This is a genomic window from Haloparvum alkalitolerans (genome assembly GCF_050122995.1).
Lineage (GTDB): Archaea > Halobacteriota > Halobacteria > Halobacteriales > Haloferacaceae > Haloparvum > Haloparvum alkalitolerans.
Genome location: NZ_JBNLIA010000002.1, coordinates 255,155 through 274,827 on the forward strand (window position 1 = coordinate 255,155; position 19,673 = coordinate 274,827).

General features: G+C 69.3%; 22 protein-coding genes. 8 read left to right on the top strand and 14 right to left on the bottom strand.

Annotated features, from left to right (window positions below; genetic code table 11):
* Positions 1–6: 6 nt before the first annotated feature.
* Positions 7–1,374 carry a response regulator gene (locus ACQE3L_RS03090; RefSeq protein WP_426962323.1) on the bottom strand — a complete coding sequence of 456 codons (1,368 nt, stop codon included), beginning with the start codon at positions 1,372–1,374 and terminating at the stop codon, positions 7–9.
* 105 nt (positions 1,375–1,479) lie between these two features.
* Here ACQE3L_RS03090 and ACQE3L_RS03095 point away from each other — a divergent pair, with 105 nt between their 5' ends.
* Together ACQE3L_RS03095 and ACQE3L_RS03100 are read left to right on the top strand one after the other, a co-directional pair.
* On the top strand, positions 1,480–2,151 hold the full coding sequence (locus ACQE3L_RS03095; protein WP_426962324.1) for a winged helix-turn-helix domain-containing protein: 672 nt from the start codon (positions 1,480–1,482) through the stop codon (positions 2,149–2,151).
* 120 nt (positions 2,152–2,271) lie between these two features.
* Entirely contained in the window at positions 2,272–2,520 is a 249-nt protein-coding gene (locus ACQE3L_RS03100; RefSeq protein ID WP_426962325.1) for a hypothetical protein, read from the top strand.
* A 10-nt stretch (positions 2,521–2,530) separates the two neighbouring features.
* Here the strand turns inward: ACQE3L_RS03100 and ACQE3L_RS03105 are convergent, their stop codons facing one another.
* The gene (locus ACQE3L_RS03105) at positions 2,531–3,277 is read right to left on the bottom strand and encodes an SDR family NAD(P)-dependent oxidoreductase (RefSeq protein ID WP_426962326.1); all 747 of its coding nucleotides are present in this window, start codon (positions 3,275–3,277) and stop codon (positions 2,531–2,533) included.
* Positions 3,278–3,721: 444 nt separating this feature from the next.
* Positions 3,722–5,275, bottom strand: a complete 1,554-nt coding sequence (thsA, locus tag ACQE3L_RS03110) for a thermosome subunit alpha (RefSeq protein ID WP_426962415.1) — start codon at positions 5,273–5,275, stop codon at positions 3,722–3,724.
* A gap of 197 nt (positions 5,276–5,472) precedes the next feature.
* On the opposite strand from thsA, the gene ACQE3L_RS03115 reads away from it, so the two are divergent.
* Complete coding sequence (locus tag ACQE3L_RS03115; protein WP_426962327.1) at positions 5,473–6,303, top strand: amidohydrolase family protein; 831 nt, start codon at positions 5,473–5,475, stop codon at positions 6,301–6,303.
* Positions 6,304–6,725: 422 nt separating this feature from the next.
* On the opposite strand, the gene ACQE3L_RS03120 is transcribed toward ACQE3L_RS03115, so the two are convergent.
* The 3 genes from ACQE3L_RS03120 to ACQE3L_RS03130 all read right to left on the bottom strand — a co-directional run bounded on the left by ACQE3L_RS03120 (position 6,726) and on the right by ACQE3L_RS03130 (position 9,195).
* Positions 6,726–7,970, bottom strand: a complete 1,245-nt coding sequence (locus tag ACQE3L_RS03120; protein WP_058365539.1) for an RNA-guided endonuclease InsQ/TnpB family protein — start codon at positions 7,968–7,970, stop codon at positions 6,726–6,728.
* A gap of 6 nt (positions 7,971–7,976) precedes the next feature.
* Positions 7,977–8,381, bottom strand: coding sequence for an IS200/IS605 family transposase (tnpA, locus tag ACQE3L_RS03125; RefSeq protein WP_058365538.1), 405 nt, complete (start codon positions 8,379–8,381; stop codon positions 7,977–7,979).
* A 232-nt stretch (positions 8,382–8,613) separates the two neighbouring features.
* A complete protein-coding gene (locus ACQE3L_RS03130; RefSeq protein ID WP_058365537.1) occupies positions 8,614–9,195 on the bottom strand; it encodes a TM2 domain-containing protein in 582 nt (193 codons plus the stop codon).
* Positions 9,196–9,289: 94 nt separating this feature from the next.
* Here ACQE3L_RS03130 and aspS point away from each other — a divergent pair, with 94 nt between their 5' ends.
* Together aspS and ACQE3L_RS03140 are read left to right on the top strand one after the other, a co-directional pair.
* Positions 9,290–10,603 carry an aspartate--tRNA(Asn) ligase gene (aspS, locus tag ACQE3L_RS03135; protein WP_426962328.1) on the top strand — a complete coding sequence of 438 codons (1,314 nt, stop codon included), beginning with the start codon at positions 9,290–9,292 and terminating at the stop codon, positions 10,601–10,603.
* A 106-nt stretch (positions 10,604–10,709) separates the two neighbouring features.
* A complete protein-coding gene (locus ACQE3L_RS03140; protein WP_426962329.1) occupies positions 10,710–11,564 on the top strand; it encodes a pantoate kinase in 855 nt (284 codons plus the stop codon).
* A gap of 35 nt (positions 11,565–11,599) precedes the next feature.
* Here ACQE3L_RS03140 and ACQE3L_RS03145 read toward each other — a convergent pair whose 3' ends face one another.
* From ACQE3L_RS03145 to ACQE3L_RS03165, 5 genes are all read right to left on the bottom strand, one after another.
* The gene (locus ACQE3L_RS03145; RefSeq protein WP_426962330.1) at positions 11,600–11,890 is read right to left on the bottom strand and encodes an amphi-Trp domain-containing protein; all 291 of its coding nucleotides are present in this window, start codon (positions 11,888–11,890) and stop codon (positions 11,600–11,602) included.
* Positions 11,891–12,007: 117 nt separating this feature from the next.
* On the bottom strand, positions 12,008–12,397 hold the full coding sequence (locus tag ACQE3L_RS03150; RefSeq protein ID WP_426962331.1) for a type II toxin-antitoxin system VapC family toxin: 390 nt from the start codon (positions 12,395–12,397) through the stop codon (positions 12,008–12,010).
* 1 nt (position 12,398) lies between these two features.
* A complete protein-coding gene (locus ACQE3L_RS03155; protein ID WP_426962332.1) occupies positions 12,399–12,635 on the bottom strand; it encodes an antitoxin VapB family protein in 237 nt (78 codons plus the stop codon).
* Positions 12,636–12,707: 72 nt separating this feature from the next.
* The gene (locus tag ACQE3L_RS03160) at positions 12,708–13,511 is read right to left on the bottom strand and encodes an MBL fold metallo-hydrolase (protein ID WP_426962333.1); all 804 of its coding nucleotides are present in this window, start codon (positions 13,509–13,511) and stop codon (positions 12,708–12,710) included.
* Positions 13,501–15,282, bottom strand: coding sequence for a radical SAM protein (locus ACQE3L_RS03165; RefSeq protein WP_426962334.1), 1,782 nt, complete (start codon positions 15,280–15,282; stop codon positions 13,501–13,503). Before ACQE3L_RS03165 ends, ACQE3L_RS03160 begins: the two co-directional genes overlap by 11 nt.
* Positions 15,283–15,404: 122 nt before the next feature.
* Here ACQE3L_RS03165 and ACQE3L_RS03170 point away from each other — a divergent pair, with 122 nt between their 5' ends.
* The 3 genes from ACQE3L_RS03170 to ACQE3L_RS03180 all read left to right on the top strand — a co-directional run bounded on the left by ACQE3L_RS03170 (position 15,405) and on the right by ACQE3L_RS03180 (position 16,714).
* On the top strand, positions 15,405–15,656 hold the full coding sequence (locus ACQE3L_RS03170) for a PLD nuclease N-terminal domain-containing protein (protein ID WP_426962335.1): 252 nt from the start codon (positions 15,405–15,407) through the stop codon (positions 15,654–15,656).
* A gap of 478 nt (positions 15,657–16,134) precedes the next feature.
* Complete coding sequence (locus ACQE3L_RS03175) at positions 16,135–16,290, top strand: DUF7559 family protein (protein WP_176696635.1); 156 nt, start codon at positions 16,135–16,137, stop codon at positions 16,288–16,290.
* A gap of 1 nt (position 16,291) precedes the next feature.
* Positions 16,292–16,714, top strand: coding sequence for an Hsp20/alpha crystallin family protein (locus ACQE3L_RS03180; RefSeq protein WP_426962336.1), 423 nt, complete (start codon positions 16,292–16,294; stop codon positions 16,712–16,714).
* Positions 16,715–16,734: 20 nt separating this feature from the next.
* Here the strand turns inward: ACQE3L_RS03180 and ACQE3L_RS03185 are convergent, their stop codons facing one another.
* Genes ACQE3L_RS03185 through ACQE3L_RS03195 form a run of 3 tightly spaced genes read right to left on the bottom strand, consistent with a single transcriptional unit; the run spans position 16,735 to position 19,603 of the window.
* The gene (locus tag ACQE3L_RS03185) at positions 16,735–17,709 is read right to left on the bottom strand and encodes a metal ABC transporter permease (protein ID WP_426962337.1); all 975 of its coding nucleotides are present in this window, start codon (positions 17,707–17,709) and stop codon (positions 16,735–16,737) included.
* Positions 17,706–18,542 (bottom strand): metal ABC transporter ATP-binding protein, encoded by an 837-nt coding sequence (locus ACQE3L_RS03190; RefSeq protein ID WP_426962338.1) that lies wholly within the window; start codon positions 18,540–18,542, stop codon positions 17,706–17,708. The genes ACQE3L_RS03185 and ACQE3L_RS03190 overlap by 4 nt, the downstream gene beginning before the upstream one ends.
* Positions 18,539–19,603, bottom strand: coding sequence for a metal ABC transporter substrate-binding protein (locus tag ACQE3L_RS03195; RefSeq protein ID WP_426962339.1), 1,065 nt, complete (start codon positions 19,601–19,603; stop codon positions 18,539–18,541). The genes ACQE3L_RS03190 and ACQE3L_RS03195 overlap by 4 nt, the downstream gene beginning before the upstream one ends.
* Between the last annotated feature and the right edge of the window lie 70 nt (positions 19,604–19,673).

The following is a 19,673-nucleotide window of genomic DNA, read 5'->3' on the forward strand; positions in this document are numbered from 1 at the left end:
CGTTCGTTACGCCACGTTCGTGGCCTCGAACCGCGCACCGCCATCCGCGCCCTCGGTCACGGCGATCTCCCAGTCGTGTATCTCCGCGATTCCTTGGACGATGGAGAGGCCGTAGCCGGGGCTGTCCTCCTGGGTCGAAAAGCCGGATTCGAACACGGCCTCGCGGTCCGCGGGCGGGATGCCGGTGCCGTCGTCCTCGACGTAGAAGCCGTCGCCGAGGGGACCGACGCGGATCTCGTCGGCGTCGCCGTGGTCGATCGCGTTCCAGAACAGGTTCTCGAAGAGCCGCCTGAGCTGGCTGTCGTACGCCTCGAAGTCGGCGTCACCCTCGACCGTGAGCTCGGCACCCTCGGACGAGACGGTCTCCCACGCCTCGGGAGCGGCCGTCGCGAGCGAGACCGACGAGAGGTCCAGCTCGTCGCCGCGAGCGACGTGGAGGAGCTCGTCGATGAGGTTGCGCATCCGGTTGTGCGCCTGGGCGACGGCTTCGAGGTGCTCGAAATCGCCCGTCTCCTTCGCCAGCTGGAGTCGCCCTTCCGCCACACTAAGCGGGTTCCTGAGGTCGTGGGAGACGGTGCTCGCGAACGACTCCAACAGCTCGTTGCGGTACTGGATCTCCTGTTGTCGGTCCTTGTCGTCGGTCACGTCGCGCGAGTGGATGAACAGCCCTTCATCGACGGGCTGGACGCTCACTTCGAGCCACATTCCCCGGGGCTCGAACTCCGTCTCGAACTCGACCGCCTCGTCGGCCGCCATCGCTCCCCGCAGGTGAGAGTGCAGCTCCGTCCCCTCCGCCTCGGGGAACACGTCCCACAGCGCTTCGCCTGTCGCTCGCGGCGCCGGACAGCCGGTTCGCCGCTCCATCTCCTCGTTCCAGTAGGTGATCGTCCAGTCCTCGTCGACCGTGTAGAAGCCGCCCGTCTGCTCGTACAGCGTCAGTAGTCGATCCTTTGCTATCTCGGCCTGATGTTCCGATCGGCGCCGTCCGACCAGCGTGTCGATCCGGTTCGCGAGCAGCTCGTACGCCTCCGTGCCGCCCTTCTGGAGGTAGGAGCTCGCGCCCGCGTTGATCGCCTTCGAGGCGATCTCCTCGCTCCCCTTGCCAGTGAAGAGCACGAACGGGAGGTTCGGGTACTCCCCGCGGACCGCTTCGAGGAACTCCAATCCGTCCATCCCCGGCATATCGTAGTCGCTCACGACGCAGTCGACGGTCGCCTCGCGGGTCCGGTCGAGCGCCTCCGCAGGATCGTGTTCCGTGATCACGGTGAAGCTCTCGTCGAGCTTGTTCAGGTACGTCCGAACTAGCCCCGAAAACTGCGGGTCGTCGTCCACGTGCAGCACGACGGTGGACTCGTCAGTCTCGATCTGACTCATTCTGGCCTCGAGTACGGACCCGACCGCGGAAAAATAAACTGGTACGTTCTTGGTACGTCCTGTCAGGTACAAGAGTCTCCGTCCGGTAGGGTGGCGGACGGACGAATGGGACAGGAATCGGACACGGCGGCGTACGTGCTGAACTCGAAGTATCGCCGCGGCGTGCTGCGGGAGCTCGGAGACACGGACCGAGCGACGCCGACGCAGCTGGCGGAGGCGGTCGACGAGCCGCGACCACACATCTCCCGAGCGCTGTCCGAACTCCGCGAGGAAGACGTGGTTGAACTCCGGGTGTCCGAGGGGCGCAGCGTCGGCCGGTACTACGGTCTGACCGACGACGGCGAGGGCGTCTGGACGGAGATCCGGGACCGGCTCCGCAAAGTGGAGTGGTCCGTGAGCGAGCCGTCGACGGACCGCCAGCGGCGGCTCGTGGATCGCGCCCGAGACGCGTTCGGCGACGAGCTCCGCTCGGTCGGGTGCTGCGAGGGCGACTCGGTGCGGTTCCTGTTCGCGGACGAAGCGGTACTATCGGACTACTCGACGGAGGCGTTCGAGGAGATGCTGCGGACGTTCCTCTTCGACCACTCGCTGAGCGAGGTGACGATTCCGACGGACAGCTGTCAGTCGGAGGTGACCCACTTCGAGGAGTTCTCCGTTCTCAGAGTCCCGACCGGCGAGGCGGCGGGCGTGTTCGTTTCGGTGGCCGGCGACGGGGGGTTGGACACGCCGGATTTCGCCGAGACGGTGGCGTCGATGTTCGACGATCGTCCGCCCTGATCTCCACTTCGGCGTCCGGTCCGTGCTGCGTCGTCGTCGCCGTCCGCACCGTCCAAGATCGGCGTCCGTCGCCGGACCGCGGCCGCGACGCCTTTTACCACGGAGCCCACACGGCCAGACATGAGCGACCGCTCCGAGAAGCTGACCGACGCCTTCGAGCACACCGACTACGACCTCGTGACCGCCAGCGAGAACCGCGACCGGGTGCGCGTCGCGGTGCTGCCCGCGGGGGCGGACCCGGACGCGCTCCGCGCGATCATCGAGGAGGCGCTGGACGCGGACGCGCTGCTCGGCTTCACCGTCACCACGGAGACGGTCGACGCCAACGACACCATCGGGACGGTCGCCTCGTTCCGTCGGCGGGACTGAGCCCGACGCCTCAGGCGTCGAGCCGCTCTTCCCACTCCTCGGCGGGCAAGGACTCGCGGGTCACGCCGTCCGGGCCCTGTGCGAGCAGCAGCGTGATGGCGTCGTCCATCACGTCCGGCGGGAGCACGCCGTCGCGTTCCGCCTCCGGCAGGTGGTCCCAGAAGCCGGTCGCGGCGCGGCCGCCGGGGTCCAGACAGTTCACGTTGACGCCGTCCGCTTCCACCTCGTCGGCCAGCGTTCGCGAGAAGCCCTCCAGGCCCCACTTGGAGGCGACGTAGGGGCCCCAGCCCGCGGCCGCGCGGCGGCCGAGTCCCGAGGAGACGTTGATCACGTTACCGCGGCCCGCCGCCACCATGTGCGGGACCGCGTGCTTGGCACAGAGGAACGCCCCGGTGAGGTTCACCTCGAGGATCAGTCGCCAGTCGTCGGCGTCGACGGTCACGGTGTCCCGCAGTTCGTCGTGGAGGCTCAGCATGCCGACGCCGGCGTTGTTGACGAGGCCGGTGGGTGCTCCGAACGCGTCGACGGTCGCGTCGACGAGCGCCTCGACGGCCGCCTCGTCGGTCACGTCCGCGGGCGCGACGAGCGTCTCGCCTGGGGCGTCCGCGACGTCGGCGGCGACGTCGTCGAGCGCCGCCTCGTCGCGGGCGGACAGCACTACGTTCGCACCCTCGCGAGTCAGTCGGCGGGCCATCGAGGCACCGAGGCCGCGGCTGGCCCCGGTGACGATCACGGTCTCGGCAGAGAGGTCGGTCATGGTCGCCGTCGGTGCCGGGAACGCAAAACGTGTGCGAAACGACGGGCGGTCGTCGCTGCGCACTGATGCGGCGCTGTATCCTCGCTTCCCTCGGTAGAATTAAATGCGATTACGCCGCCAGTTCGTGACGGAAGCCGCGTCGGCGCGGGGCGTACGGAAACGTCCCGGGTGCCCTACCACCCGAGACGTGGCTTCCACGCCCGCGAGGGCGTTCCCCGGAAGCCATGCAAACGAACACACACCGCGATATTGAGTGTTGCCCACCGACCGCCATCGGGAGCCGCGGGGGCGCCGTCTGGTCCCTCCAGACCCATGTGTCGGTATAACCCCGACTGCGACGAGGATCCCGCGGTCGTGGCCGTCCGCGAGCCCGGATGGGTCGTCCCGAGCTGTTGCGGTGCCAGGAGGCCGATAGACCTGCCACCGAGCGACTCCGGGTGAGCCCTACTCCGCGGCGATCACGTCGTCGATGCGGAGGATCTGCCCGGTCGCGTCCGTCGCGGACGCGACTGCCTCCCGCTTGACGGCCGCGGGGTCGACGATCCCGTACTCGACGGGGTCGGCGACGACGCCGGAGCGTCCGTCGCTCACGATCCCGGCGCGACCGGTCGACTCGTGGGCCGCGCGCAGGTCGACGAGCGCGTCGATGGGGTCGAGACCCGCGTTCTCGGCGAGCGTTCGGGGGAGCGCGTCGACCGCGTCCGCGAACGCCTCGATGGCGAGCTGCTTGCGACCCTCGACGCCCGCGGTCGCGCTCCGGACGCGGTCCGCGATCGCGATCTCCGTCGCGCCCGCGCCGGGGACGACGCCGCCAGTGAGGGCGGCGACGACCACGTCGACGGCGTCCTCCGTGGCGCGCTCCAGTTCGGCGAGGACGTGTTCGGTGCTGCCGCGGAGCAGCAGGGTAACGGGGCCGTCCGTATCGCCGCCGCGGACGAACGTCAGGTCGTCCTCGCCGTGGCGCTCGACGGTGAGGGACGCGGCCGTTCCGAGGTCGTCGGCGTCGAGATCCGCGAGGGTGCCGAGCCGCTTCGCGCCCGTGACCGACGCGACCGCGCCGGCGTCGGCGCTGCTCACGTTCGTGAACGCGAGGACGCCGGCGTCGGCGAGGTAGCCCGCGACGCGGTCGTCGATCCGCTTCGAGCAGACGAGCGCGTCGACGCCCGCGTCGGCGAGCGTCCGCGCGTAGCCGCGCAGTTCGTCGTCCTCGGCGCGGATCGCGGCGTCGAGCTGGTCGACGGAGCTGATCGCGTACTCGGCGCCGACCTCGCCGGTGCGGACCTCGAGCGCGGCGTCGAGGACGGCGACCGTCGCGTCGGTCACTTCGCGGGGCATGTCGTCGGTCGCCGGCTCCTCGTCGAGGAGGATCCCCTCGACCAGTTCGGAGCCCGAGGACGCGGCGCCGGCCCGCGCGTGGAGGCGCACGTCCTCGCGGTCGACGCCGTCGTCGGTCTCGACGCGGCGGACGGCCGCGACGACCAGGTCGGCGAGCGCCGCGGCCGTCACGTCGCCGGTCCCCTTGCCGGTCATCGAGGATTCCGCGACCTGCGCGAGCAGGTCGTCGTCGAGGTCAGCATCGAGCAGGCACTCGTCGATGGCCTCCTCGGCGATCCGTGCCGCCTCGTGGTACCCTTCCACGACGACGCTCGGGTGAACGTCGTCGTCGAGCAGGTCCTCGGCGCGGGCGAGCAGTTCGCCGGCGAGCACCGCGGCGGTGGTGGTGCCGTCGCCGACCGTCTCCTCCTGCGTCTCGCTCACCTCGACGAGCATCTGTGCGGCGGGGTGTTCGATGTCCATCTCCCGGAGGATGGTCGCGCCGTCGTTGGTGATCACCACCTCGCCGGCGGTGTCGACGAGCATCTTGTCCATCCCGCGGGGACCGAGCGTGGTTCGGACCGCGCTCGCCACCGCACGCCCGGCGCGGATGTTCGAGTCCTGCGCGGCCCGTCCGCGCGTTCGACTGCTGTCCTCGGACAGAACGTACATCGGTTGCTGCATGCGTGCGGCCATACTCAGTGCCCCTAGAGGCTAGCAGTTCTATATATCCGTTTCGGTGCGATTGGGAGGAAAACACCGGACTACGCCGGGGGCGACTCGGCGCGAGCCGTCAGCGCTCCGACCGGCGTCCGCGGTCGCGTCCCGCGGCGCCGCGGGTCGACCGACAGGCACATGTGGAGCGGACGAAAGGTTCTACCATGCTCGGGCTGGAACACGGGTTCCGGATCGTGGACGTGCACGCGCGTCTCGATCCCGACGCGGAGTCCGTGGAGACGCACGGCCGCGACATCTCGCCCGAACGCCTGGAGCGCGAGATGCATCAGGCCGGCGTGGTGCGCGCGGCGGTCTCTCCCGGCCAGCGCCCGCCGGGCGAGAGCTATCTCCGAGCGAACAACGCCGTCGCTCGGCTCAGCGTCGACCGGCCCTTCCTCGCGTTCGCGCGGCTCAACGGTCCCGTCGACCCGCGCGATAACCCGATCGCGCGGCTCAGGAACCTCCGCACCGAGCGCGCCGACCACCACACGCGCCCGGACGACGTGGAGCAGTACGCCTACGACGACCGGTTCCACGGGTTCACGATCGTCCCGGCTGCCGACGGCGTCCCGGGAGAAGACGTGCTCGAACAGCTCGCGGACGCGGACCTGCCGGTGCTGGTCCACGGCGGCGAGCGGTTCACCCCGTCGATGGTCGAACGCACCCTGCTCCCGTACGACTTCCCGGTGGTGCTGGCCGGCTTCGGTGGCTACCCGCTCGATGAGGGACTGATGACCGAGGCGCTCGACCTGCTCGACGACCACGACCGGCTCTACCTCGACACCAGGGCCGTCCGGTACCGCAACGTCCTCGAGCGGGGCGTGCTCGAACACCCCGACCGGATCCTGTTCGGGAGCGGCGTCCCCGAGGCCCACCCGAACGTCGGCGTGATGGAGGTGCTGACGCTGGACGTCTCCGAGGACCTGATGCAGCGCGTCTTCACGAAGAACCCCTCGCGAGTGATCCCGGGGCTGGCGGCCGGCGCCGATTTCTGAACCCTCCGCATCGCCGTCTCGTTCCTTCGGTGCCGTTGTGTGCGATGGGTGGTGTGCGGTCGCGGTGCTGTGCGGGGTGGTGCGGTGCTGTGCGGTCGGCGCGCGCCGCGGCGACCCTGTGTCGCCGCGACCGCGCGAGGTCGCCAGCGCGCTACTGCACGCTGGCTGCTCGAAAATCTCCGATTTTCGGTGGAGGGCGCGGGCCGGCCGCCTGCGGTGCTGTGCGGTTCGCGGCCGGCCCGCGGCCGAGGCTGGGGAGGCGTGAGGCTGCCGTGCGGTTGCGGGGCGGTCGCGGTGCGGGGTGGGACTGAAAGGGGCAGTCGGCTGGGGCTTTCGAGATGTTGCTGTCCCGATCAGCAGGATCTGCGACAGAAACAAAAAACGCGTCGGAGAGACAGCCGACTGGAACCTTGTGAACTACCCTACTCGCTCACGGCCGACGCCGTTCGCTCCTTGAGGGTAGGGCTTCCTGCTTCCACGACGCGCTTTGCAGACACCGAGTCGGTGTCCACAGGGAGCGCAGTCTCCACAGGCGTTGATTCGGAGCATCCCACTCCTACGTCTTCTAGGGCGCGAGAAAGAATGTTCCACGCTGCGTTCGCGTCCCTGTCCGCCTCAAACCCACACGCCGGACAGGAGTGTTCACGGACCCACAACGGCTTATCGGTCGAGACACCGCAGGACGCGCACTCCTTGGTCGTCCCTCTCGGGTTGACCGCGGCGAAGTGCGTTCCCTCGCGCTCGCACTTGTATTCGAGTAACGAGAGGAACGTCCGCCACGCAGCAGACGCCGTGTTGCGGCTGTTCGACGGCGATTCCATCATCCCCTTCACGTTCAGGTCTTCGACTGCTACGAGGTCGTACTCCCGTGCGTAATACGCTGAGAGTTTATGGAGGAAGTCGCGGCGTTTCCGTCGGAGGTCGGCGTGACACTCCGCAACGCGCCGCCGTTGCTTCTCGTAGTTGTTCGACCCGTGCTGTTTGCGCGAGAGCTTCCGTTGCTCGCGTTCCAAGCGTTCACGTTCGTCTGACAGGTCGAGGGACCCGACTGCCATGCCGTCGGTGTCGTGAGCGTACTTGAAAATTCCCACGTCGATCCCGACGCACTTCTCGGGGTTCTCAGGCGGTTCGGGCGGTTCTCGGTCCATTTGGACGCCGAAGGTGGCGAACCACTCGCCCGTCGGTTCCTTCTTGACCGTGACTTGCTTGAGCTTCGCGTCGTCGGGGATGGAGCGGTGGAGCCGTATCGGTATGTCCGCGAGTTTCGAGAGTGACAACACAGTCTGACCACCCTTCTTGTCGAGCTTGAAGCCAGACTGGCTGTACGTGAAACTGCGGAACTCCCGTGGCGGCTTCCACTTGAGCTGACCGACGCCGTAGCCGTTCTCTTTGAGCGCGGAGAGTCCTTTGAGGTTGTCGAACAACCGTTCAACGACGGTTTGGAGAACCTTCGAGTACACGTCGGAGAGGCCGTCCCACCACTTCTTGAGCTCGGGGAGTTCCGACCGTAGCGTGGTCATGGACGGCAGTTCGCCGTGTTCGTCTTGGTACTCGTTGAGTCGGTAGAGAGTGTGGTTGTAGAGTTGCCTACAAATGTCTCGGTGGCGGTCCAACTCCTCACAATGGGCGTCGGACGGCATGAGACGGTACTTGTAGGTGTAGTACATGACCCTCTACTCGCGTTGGTTCTCGACGTACTGTTTCAGCACATCCAGCGACACCTGCCCCGTCGAGATGAGGCAGTACGAGTCGTTCCAGAACGAGTCGCCCCACAGTTCGGTTTTCAGTTCGTCCGCGTACTCGTTACGGATACGGCGAGCGGTCGCGCCTTTGACCGTGTTGATGAACTTTACGAGGTCTGTGGTTGGTTTCGCTCGGAACAGGATGTGTACGTGGTCGTCCTCGCCGTCGAGGTTCGTCAGTTCGACACCGTAGTTTTCCGTGAACCCGCTGATGACCTCGCGAATGAATTGGGTTCGCTCCTCGGTGAGCACTCCGCGCCGATATTTCGTGGTGAGTATCAGGTGGTAGTGCAGGGAATACGTCGAGTGCGCTCCCGAGTCGAGGTCGTACTCCATTGGGTTCGGCCAATGCTATACTACCCTACTGTGAAAACATTGCGATTGCGTGGGCCTGTGGGCCTGCCATTGAATCGTGTATGAGAACTGTTCGGCGCTGTATCCCCTCCCTGCTCTCGCCTCCCATTCGGTCGGCGCTCGCTGAGGAAGGGGGCTTAGCGCCTACTTTCAGCTAAACGCTGCCGTCCCGTTCAGCAGGATCCACAACTGAGAGGATCGCCGACCCCTCGCGCTACTCCTCGTCGGCCCACGGCAGCGGCTCGGTACACCAGTGACAGAAGTCGATCTCGGCGTCGGTCTCCTTGCCGCAGTTCGGGCACTGGACGGTCTCGGGGGCGTCCGTCTCGCCGCCGCTCGGGACGGCGTCCGCGAGCGGGACCGAACTCGACTCGCCGCCGCGCCGCGCCGCGCGGTTCGCGGCCGCGCCGTTGCCCCGCTCGCTCCGCCCGGTTCGTTCTTCGTCCCGTTCCGGTGCGTCGCCGGCGCGGGCCTCCGCGACCGCGGCGGCCGCCCGCCGACTGCGCTTCTCCGCGTTTTGGCGACGGGCGACGAGGAAGGCGTCGAGCACCGACAGCAGGGTCAACAGGAGGATCGGGAGCACCACGTCCGCGGGCAGCGACTCGGAGTACTCGACGACCCCCACGTTCGGGTCCGCGGGGACGGTGCCGTACAGCACTTGGAGGAGGACGCCGCCGACGATGATGGTCGCGATCCACAGGAAGGCGCGGCCCCACTTCCGGAGGAACGCGTGACCGAGGCCGGGGAACAGGAACGCGAGCAGCGCCGCCAGCCACGGCCGATATCGGTCTCGCATTGGCGGCCGTTGTCGGGCGAACCCCCTGAAGGTTCTGAATCCCGCACGGTCCGGAATCAACGTCTTTTAAGCCTCGACCGCGGAAGCGATCGGTATGGAAGGACTCGAAGACCGCACCTACACCGCGGACGCCGAGCCGGGTGACCACGTCACGGTCGCCGGCTGGGTTCACGAGGTCCGCGACCTCGGCGGCATCGCGTTCCTGATCCTCCGGGACACGGACGGGAAGATCCAGGTCAAGTTCGAGAAGGACGAGATGGACGACGAGCTCGTCGAAACCGGGCTCGGCGTCGCCCGCGAGTCGGTCGTCTCCGTGACCGGCGACGTGGAGGAGGAACCCCGCGCGCCCACCGGCGTCGAGATCACGCCCGAGTCGGTCGAGGTCATCGCCGAGGCCGACACGGAACTGCCGCTGGACCCCTCCGGCAAGGTCGACGCGGAGCTGTCGACGCGGCTCGACAACCGCACCCTCGACCTGCGGAAAGACGAGGTGAAGGCGGTCTTCGAGATCCGCTCGGAGATCCTGCGCGCCGCACGCGAGGCGTTCCGCGACGCGGACGCGACCGAGATCACCACGCCGAAGATCGTCGCCACCGGCACCGAGGGCGGGACGGAGCTGTTCCCGATCACCTACTTCGGCGAGGAGGCGTTCATGAACCAGTCGCCGCAGCTGTTCAAGCAGCTGACCGCCGGCTCCGGGCTGGAGCGCGTCTTCGAGATCGGCCCGATCTTCCGCGCCGAGGAGCACAACACGCCGCGGCACCTCAACGAGGCGACCTCCATCGACTTCGAGGGCGCCTTCTGTGACCACCACGACGCGATGGACGTCTGCGAGTCCGTCGTGCGCTCGGCCTACGAGGCGGTCGCCGAGAACTGTCAGGAACAGCTCGAGGCGCTCGGCCTCGAGGGCGAGTTCGACGTGCCCGAGGAGGCGTTCCCGCGGCTCACCTACGAGGAGGCCATCGAGGAGATCAACGCCACGGGCGCGCTCGACGAGCAGCTCGTCTGGGGCGACGACCTCCCGACCGAGGGCGAGGTCGCGCTCGGCGAGGCGGTCGGCTCCCACTACTTCATCACCGACTGGCCCAGCGAGGTGAAGCCGTTCTACATCAAGGACTACGACGACGACGAGACCCTCTCGACCGGCTTCGACCTCATGCACCCGCGCATGGAGCTCGTCTCCGGGGGCCAGCGCGAGCACCGCTACGAGGAGCTCATCGCCGGCTTCGAGCAGCAGGGGCTCGACCCCGACGAGTTCGAGTACTACACGAAGATGTTCAAGTACGGCATGCCGCCCCACGCCGGCTGGGCCATCGGCGCCGAGCGCCTCGTGATGACGATGCTCGACCTCGACAACATCCGCGAGGCCGTGCTCTTCCCGCGGGACCGGCAGCGGCTGAGTCCCTGAGACGGCGCCTCCCCGACTGCGACCGCGGTCCGCGTTTTCCGTCCCCGCTTTTCTGTCCGCCGTCCGCGATGGCAACCGTTAATCGGCGCGTCCGTCACCTCCCGGTATGAGCGACGAGAGCGCGACCGCGTTCGTCCCCGGCCACGTCACGGGCTTCTTCAGCGCCCACCCGGCCGAGCGCGCGGCCGCCGCGGGCTCGCGCGGCGCGGGCCTGACGCTGACCGACGGCGTGGAGGTCCGGATCGACCCGACGGGTTCCGAGACGACGCTGAACGGCGAGTCCGCGGAGATCGAGGCGGTCGAGACGGTGCTGGCGGAACTCGGCATCGAGGAGGATCGGAGCGTCGGCGTCGCAGCGACCACGGACCTCCCGGTCGGCTCGGGCTTCGGCGTCTCGGGCGCGGCCGCGCTCGGAACCGCGCTCGCGGCCAACGAGGCGTTCGCCTGCGGGCGCTCGGAGAACGAGCTGGTCAGACTCGCGCACGTCGCGGAGGTGGAGGCGGGCACGGGCCTCGGCGACGTGGTCGCGCAGGCGCGCGGCGGCGTCCCCATCAGGCTGGAGCCGGGCGCGCCGGGCTACGGCGAACTGGACGGCGTCCCCGCGGGCGCCCGGGTCGAGTACGTCACCTTCGGCGAGCTCTCGACCGCCGAGGTGCTCGCGGGCGACACGACCGCGCTGACGGAGGCGGGCGAGCGCGCGCTGACGGCGGTCCGTCGGACCCCGGTCCTGCCGGCGCTCATGGCCGCCTCGCGGACGTTCGCGCGCGAGGCCGGCCTGCTGGTTCCCGAGGTCGCGGAGGCGGTCGAGGCGGTCGAGGAGGCGGGCGGCGAGGCCGCGATGGCGATGCTCGGCCGGACCGTCTTCGCGCTCGGCACCGGCCTCTCGGACGCCGGCTACGACCCGGCGGTCTGTCACACTCACGCCGCGGGCGCGCGGCTGGTGGACGGGGACGAGAAATAGGAAACGCCGCGGTCAGCGGTCTCAGAACTTCTCCGTCACTCGATCTCCAGCGTTCCGTCCGCACCGCCGGCCTCTCCCTCGACTCCCTCGTCCCACTCCAACTCGAACTCGACGCTCAACTCATCCGGGCCAGACGCCACGGTCTCGCGCTCGGCCTTGACCTCGAAGATCGGGCGCTCCGGGGGCGTCAGCGTCACGGACTCGGAGCCCGCCGTCAGGGTGATCGACTCTCCCCCGTCGAGCTTGTCCGCGACCGTCCGGAGGTATGCGGCGATCTCGGCTCCGCTCATGTCGTGCTCCGACTCGAACAGCACTTCTTCGGGCATGTGGAGAATTACGTCCGCGGGTCGGATAAGTCCACACGTCGGGGTGGGGGCGTGCGGTCGCGGGCCGAGCGGAGTCGGGCGTGGGTCGAAGCTCGACAGCGTCGGAGGCGACCGCGGTCAGTACGTTTCGACGGCGACGTCGAGGCGCTCGAAGTCCGAGACGTTTCGCGTCAGGACCGGTTCGTCGACGACCTCGGCCGTCGCCGCGATGATCACGTCGCCGTCGCCGACGGGAGTTCCGTCGGTTTGCAACTCGCCGGAGAGCCGGCCGGCCTTCCGCATGACCGCGGTGTCGGCCGGGTGAACGGGCTTTGACGAGAGGACTGCTTCGACCTTTTCCCGTTCCGACTCGGATCGCGTCGCGCGAGCGATCCCATAGGACAACTCGAACAGCGTCATCGACGAGAGCCGTTGCTGGACGAGATCGCGCTCCAGTTCGCGTGCTTTCTCGACTGCGGCCTCGTCGCCGTCCATCAGGTCGATGAGGAAGGACGTGTCGAGGAGCACGCTATCCCCCTCGCATCCGGTCCGCCATCTCCTCCAGTTCCTCCGCTCGTCGCTCGCGGCGCTCGTCGACCGCGTCCCGGAGCGCGTCCGCCTCCTCGTCGCTCAACACTCCTGCAAGTTCCGACAGCGACCGCTCCCCGGCCAACCGCAGCACGACCTCCGAAAACGTCTCGTCGTCGCGTTTGTGGGCCGCGAGCCGGTCATACGCCTCCTCGGAGAGGCGGATGCTCTTCGACATGTGCATACGGTCGTATGCAGATCCACAAAGAGCTTTTGCCGTCCGCGAGCGGATTACTGGCCGAGAGGCCGCCTATCCCGTCGCGCGCTCGCGCCACTCCCGCTCAATCCGCCCCTCGTCCGCGAGCTTGATCAGGTGCGCGGCGACGGTCGCCCGCGCCAGGTCGCGGACGCCGGTCAGGTCCTTCTCGTAGGCGGCGTCGAGGACCGCCTCGACCGTCTCGGCGCCGTGCTCGACGGCCGCGAGCACCGCCTCCTCGCGCGCCAGCCGGTGCTCGATAAGGCGGGTCGCGGTCGCCGCGGGGTCGGTGATCGTCGGGCCGTGACCCGGATGGATGGCCTCGAACCCGGCGTCGCGCACAGTTCGGAGGCTCTCCAGGTACGCGCGCAGGTCGCCCTCCGGCGCGCCGACGACGACGGAGCCGTCCGCGACCATGAGGTCGCCGCCGAGGAGGGACCGGCTTTCGGCATTTCTGTCGCCGGTCGCGAAGCAGACGTGGTCCGGCGCGTGGCCGGGCGTTTCGAGGACGCGAGCCGGCCCGACGCGGTCGCCGTCCGCGAAGGTGCGGTCGGGTTCGACGCCGGTCCGGGACAGAAAGCGCTCCGCGTGGTCCGCGTGGGCCCACACCGTCGCGTCGGCCTCCGCGGCGTAGTGGGCCACCCCACCGACGTGGTCCGGGTGCGTGTGGGTGACGGCGACGTGGTCGACGGCGGCAGGGTCGATCGCCGGGGAGACTCCCGCCGGGTCCACTAGCAGCGAGCCGACGAGGTAGGCGTTCGTCTCGCCCCCGGGCGCGCGCGTTTCGACCGGAAGCGGGACGCGGGTCGGCCCGTCGGAGGAAGGCGGCCCGTCGGAAGCGGGCGGATCAGGCGTCACGGCCGGGGATGGGCACGGAGGGCTCGCCGGCGTCCGCGGTCACGGCGGTCGCGAACAGCGAGAGGTCCGCGACGCCGTCGTCGACCGCCGCGACCGAGTCGTACGGGCGGCCGACGACGATGTCGCCGGCTTTGCTCCGGTTGATGCCGGGGATCGCGGTCAGCTCGTCCATCGAGGCCGCGTTCACGTCCAGCGGGTAGGGGACGCCCGTGATCGACCGGTAGCCGTGGTCGGTGATCGCCACGTCGAGCGTCGTGCCGAGTTCCCGCTCGCCCGGCACCGCGACGAGCAGGGGGTAGGTGCCGAGCTGGCGGCCGAACGTCTTGCCGTCCTGGTGGTACTCCAGGTGCACGTCCGGGAGGATCGTCCCGGGCGGGACGACGCGCTGGAGCATCGGGTTGTCGATGGTCTCGCGCACCTCCTTCTTGTACGCCTGGAACTGCTGCTTGTGGTCCCGGGCGATCTCCGCGCCCGTCTCGGCCATCTCGGTGCCCGCGAACGCCATCACCTGCCGGATGTTGATCCGGCGGAGCATCAGCCCCTCGTCGTACACCGACTGGAGGAACGCGCGGTTGTGCTCGAACGTCTCCGCGCGTTCGCCCTCCAGCCCGTGGACGAGGTTGATCCCCGGCAGGAGCTTCGGGAGCCGCGGGGAGGCGTCCGGGCCGGTGGAGGGGCCGGTCACGCGGTCGTCGCTCCCGGGCGTCGCCTCGGGGGTGTCGCCGGGGCGCCAGCCGCCCTCCTCGTTGACGACGCGGACCGCCTCCAGACACTCCTCCGCGGAGACGAGCAGGTTGTTCTTCTCCCGCACCACGGGGTCCGCGGACTCCAGCCCGAACGCGGCCGTGTCGCCGGGCGTGTTGTGCTCGGCGATGACCCGGATAGCCTCACGCGACTTCTCGGGGTAGTCCGTGATCGTCACGGGGTTCATGTTGTCGAGGTGGAGCGTGTCGAGGTCGGGCGCCACCTCGCGGATGCCGCCGTAGAGGTCGCGCAGGGCGTCCGGATTGGGGGCCTCGCCGTCGCCGCCGAACGCGAGGATGTCCGCCTGCCGGCCGAGCCGGAAGTGGCTCACGCCGCGGTTCGAGAGCGCGTCGACCTCGTCGACGACCGAGCGCGCCTCGCGGAACGCCGGGTTGCCGTACAGCGGTTCGGTACAGAACGAACAGCGGTAGGCACAGCCGCGGGAGGTCTCCAGTTCCGCGATCAGGTAGTCGGGGTGGTTGGGGTGCTGCTCGACGACGAACGCGCCCGCCGCGGCCCACCGGTCCACCTCCGCGTTGTCACGCATGCGGTTGTTGAACCCCTCCAGTCCGGAGTCGACGAGGTCGAAGGCGGCCGCCTCGACGTCGCCCTTCGCCACGAAGTCGTAGTCGAGGTCGTCGCGCTCCATCTCCTGTGCGCCGGCGTTCTCCTCGCCGACGCCGAAGCGGACGGGCCCCCCGAGCAGCGTCTCGCCCTCGGCGGTCCACGCGAGCTCGCGGACCTCGTCCGGCTCCGCCGGCGTGCCGCCGACGTACTTGCCGGGGACGGTCATGCCGCCGACGTAGACGAACAGGTCCGCCCGCTGCACGTCGGCCCACTTGTTGCGGTCCTCACGGAGTTCGTCGATGGTGTGGTAGGTGATCGCGGACTCGGGAACGCCCGCGTCCACGAGCGCGCCGGCCGTGTATCGGGGGTACGTCGAGACGTACGGCGGCACGCCGAAGTGCGCCGGCTCGTCGACGTACCCGTCGACGATGGTCACGGTGAGGTCGGCCGGGTCGGTCATGGACGCCGATACTCCGCGGAGACGCTAAAACCCCGCGAACCGGGGGTGGGCTCACGTCCGGGGGGTGCGGGCCGACGGCGCGGAGGGGGTGGACTTACGACCGCGGCGGCCGAAGGGGACGTATGGACGCGCTCGTCGGCGCCATCCTGATCGGCCTCCCCGCGCTGTGGCTCGTCGGGATGGCCGGGTACGCCTACCGCGACGCCGCCCGGCACGGGATGAACGCGCGGAAGTGGGCGGCGGTCAGCCTGTTCGTCCCCTTCTTCGGCTTCTTCGCCTACCTGTTCGAGCGCGACGAGCGCGACTACGACCCACGCGAGGACCCGTACGCCCGCGGCGCGTACAACGTCCACGAGTCGCGAGACGAGGAGTAAGCGTCCATCTCTGACCCGAAAGGTAGGGTCAACCCCGTCTCAAAAGTCCCCGCTGGCTCTCCGTACGACGTTTTTGAAACTACTGTCGATCCTGCTGATCTGGACAGCACCACCCAGAAAGCCCCAGCCGGCTCGACCGGCCGCGACACGCGCTGCGCACCTCGCTCTCCACACCGCCCGCTGCGGTGCTTGCGGTGCCGGGGCCGGACCGAGCCGACTGCCCCTTTCAGTCCCACCCACAGCACCGCACCGCGACCGCCCCGCAACCGCACCACAACCGCACCGCAGCCTCACACCTCCCCAGCCTCGCTGCAGCCGCGGTCGCGCGACCGCCCCGCTGCGCGACCGCGGCTGCGAGCTCCCTCGCGCGCGTTTCTCGCGCGCGCCGACAGCTCAGCTCCCCTATCATGAGTCCACCACTCATGAGTCTCGTGACCGCCCCACGGCACTTAAGCCGGCCGCGACCCAACCTTCGGGCATGCCCTCGACGAAGGAGATCAAGTGCGAGAACGCCGACTGCGAGCTCGACATGTTCGAGAACCACTACACCTACGACGTCCCCGAGGACCACTCCGTCGCGGACCTCTCGTGTCCCTACTGCGGCGGCTCGGAACTCGCCGAGATCGAGGTGTGAGATGGGGCGGCTCCTCGACACCGGGCGCGCGGCGGTCCGCGGCGCGCTCTCGAAGGTCGGCCGCGGCTGGAGCCACGTGCAGGAGCGCCGGCCGCTCGACTCCGACCTGCTGGAGAGCGACGACGCCTACCTCGTCGTCTTCGACGCGCCGGGCGTCCGCGGCGACGACGTGGAGGTCCGCTTCTCGGACCACACGATCGAGGTGACCATGGAGCGGTTCCGCGAACCGCGCGCGGGCTTCGAGACCGTCTTCCCCGGCCGCGGCACGACGCTGTCCGGGAGCGCCGACCTCCCCGCGGACGCGGACGTGAACCCCGACGGCGCGGCCGCGACGCTGAAACGGTCCGGCACGCTGCAGGTGGAGATCCCCAAGACCGGCGCGGCCGATGCGGTCCCCGTCACCGAGTCCGACGACGAGGACTGATCGGCCGACCGACGCTTCTCTCAGTCGTCCGCCGCCTCGCGGTCGGCCGCCATCGCGTCGAGTTCCGGCGCTTCGGCCTCCTCGGCGCGCCCCGCGCGGAGTTTGCCGGCCGCCACACAGCAGAGGTAGATGCCGACGGCGACCAGCACGATGACGCCGCCCGCGGTCGCCTCCGCGTAGTAGGAGACGCCGATGCCGAGGATCACCGCCAGCTCCGCGAGCACGACGGAGGAGAGGAGCGCGCCGGTGAAGCTCCGCGAGACCTGGGTGGCGGCGGCGACCGGCACGACGAGCATCGCGGCGACGAGGATGACGCCCATGATCTGCATCGCGCCGACGACCACCATCGCCGTGAGCACGACCGTTGCGCGGTTGTACCAGTTCACGCGGATCCCGGCGACGCGCGCGGCCGTCTCGTCGAAGGTGACGTACAGCAGCTGGTTGCGCGCGACCGCGACCGTGCCGACGATGACGGCGAACAGCACCACAAGCAGGGCCGCGTCGTCCGCGGCGACGGTCGCGAGGTTGCCGAAGAGGTACTGGTCGACGCTGACCGAGAGGCCGCCCGCGTTGAGGCTGATCAGGACGGTCCCGAGCGCGAACCCCGTCGAGAGCACGATGGCCATCGATACGTCGTTGTACGCGTCCGTCACCTCCGAGATGAGTTCGATGGCGAGCGCCGCGATCATCGCGACGATCACCGCGGTCAGGTACGGCGAGACGCCGAAGTCGAGGACGGCGTTCAGGAACAGCCCGACCGCGACGCCCGCGAACGCGGTGTGCGCGAGCGCGTCCCCGATCAGGGCCAGTTGCCGGTGGACGAGGAACGTCCCGATCAGCGGCGCCATCACGCCGATGCAGAGCCCGACGAGGAGCGCGCGGTGCATGAACGGGTAGTCGAGCAGGCCGAGCCCGGTGACCTCGGCGAGCCGGAACATGAGCCACGACCACGCCGAAAGCAGCCAGTAGAGCGGCGCGAGGAGGGCGTCAATCATCGGTCCTCACCCCTCGGCGGCGTCCCGAAGCCGGACGCGGTGCCGGCCCGTTCCCCGTCACTGGGCGGGGATCCCTCCGCGTCGGCCACGAGGCCCGCGGTCGCGCCGAACGCCCGCGCCAGCGCGTCGCTGTCGAGGAACGCCTCGGTCGGCCCGTCGAAGTAGACCTCGCGGTTCAGACACACCACGCGCTCGGCATGGTCGGTCACCGCGCCGAGGTCGTGCTCGATCAGGAGGACCGTGATGCCCCGGTCGTTGAGCGCGTCCAGCAGGTCGTAGAACGCCTCGACGGACTCGGCGTCGACGCCGACGGTCGGCTCGTCGAGGACCAGCAGCTCGGCGTCGCTCGCCAGCGCCCGGGCGATGAACGCCCGCTGGCGTTGCCCGCCCGAGAGCTTCGTTATCTGCCGATCAGCGAACGCCTCCATCCCCACCGTGGCGATGGCGTCGTCGACCGCGGCCCAGTCGTCCGGCGAGAGCCGCCCGAACCCGACGTGCGGGAACCGACCCATCTTCACGACCTCGCGGACGGTGATCGGCATCGAGGAGGCGTCGCGGGCGCCCTGTGCGACGTAGCCGACGCGCTCGCCGGCGTCGAAGCCGGCCGCGCGCTCGCCGAACAGCCGGGCGCTCCCGGCGTCGGGCTCTTCCAGTCCGAGGATCAGGCGCAGGAGCGTCGACTTGCCGGAGCCGTTCGGGCCGACGACCGCGACGTACTCGCCCGCCGCGACGCGCAGCGACACGTCCTCGATCACCGGCGTCGCGGCGTACGCGAACGAGACGTCCTCGAGGGCGACGAGTGGCGAAGAGGTGGGGGATCCCGCACCGCTCATTCGAAGTTCCTCCACTGTTCGGCCCACCCCTCCGGCCCGGCCTCTTCGGGCGGGACGTTGCCGAGCACCACGTCGAACGTAGGCAGGTTGACGTTGTCGGCGATCTCCTCGTACCCCCACCCCGCCTCGACCCAGTCCTCGCGGACCCCGGCGTAGGGCGTGACGGGGAAGTACGCCTCCACCCCGGTCTCGGCGATCAGCTGCTCGGCCGGCTTCCGGCTCTCGAAGACGCCGGCGCCCACGTACCGGATGTCGTTGGCGTCGATGACCTCCTTCGCGCGCCGGATGTCGGAGGGCTTCACGTCGCCGCTGGCCGCGAGGTTGACGACGAGCGGCCGGATCTCCACGTCGTAGCGGTCGGAGACGTAGCCGAACGCGTTGTGAGCCGCCAGCTGGACGACCCCGCGGTCGGCGCGGTCGAACGTCGCGGCGTAGCGCTCGTCGACGGCCGCGAGCACGTTCTCCGTGTAGGCGTCGCCGTTCGCGCGGAACGTCGCCTCGTGGTCCGGGAACGACTCGGCGAACCCCTCGACGATGTTGTCGACCGCGGTCGCCGCCCGCGTCGGGTCGAGCCAGAAATGCGGGTCGAGCGCGCGGTCGTCGCCGACGCCCTCCTCGTCGCGGTCGAGGCTCTCCGCGAGCGGGATCAGGTCGACGCCCTCCCGGACGTTGATCAGGTCCGTGTCCGCCCCGTCGTCGTGAACGGTCTCGATGGCGCGGTCGGCCCACGGCTGGAAGTCGGCGCCGACGTGAACGAACGCGTCCGCCTCGAGGATGTCGCGCGTCACGCTCGCGTCCGGCTCCCAGCCGTGGCCGTGGAGCCCGGTCGGGACGAGGTTCTCGACGGTCACGGGCGTGTCCGCGGCCACCTCCCGTGCGAAGTCGTAGAAGCTGAAGAAGGAGGCGACCGCGCGCGGCCCCTCGGTCTCCCCGGTCGACCCGAGGGCGGTGCCGTTCAGACACCCCGCCGCGCCGGCGGCGAGCCCGCTCGCGCCCGCCGCGAGCAGTCGTCGCCGGGTGAGGGTGTCCCCCCGGACGGCGGTCGTTTCTATCTTACTCATTATCGGACCGTGGGTAGTAGAGATACAAAAGGACTTCTATCGAATAGAAAAATTAGACATGTCTAAACTA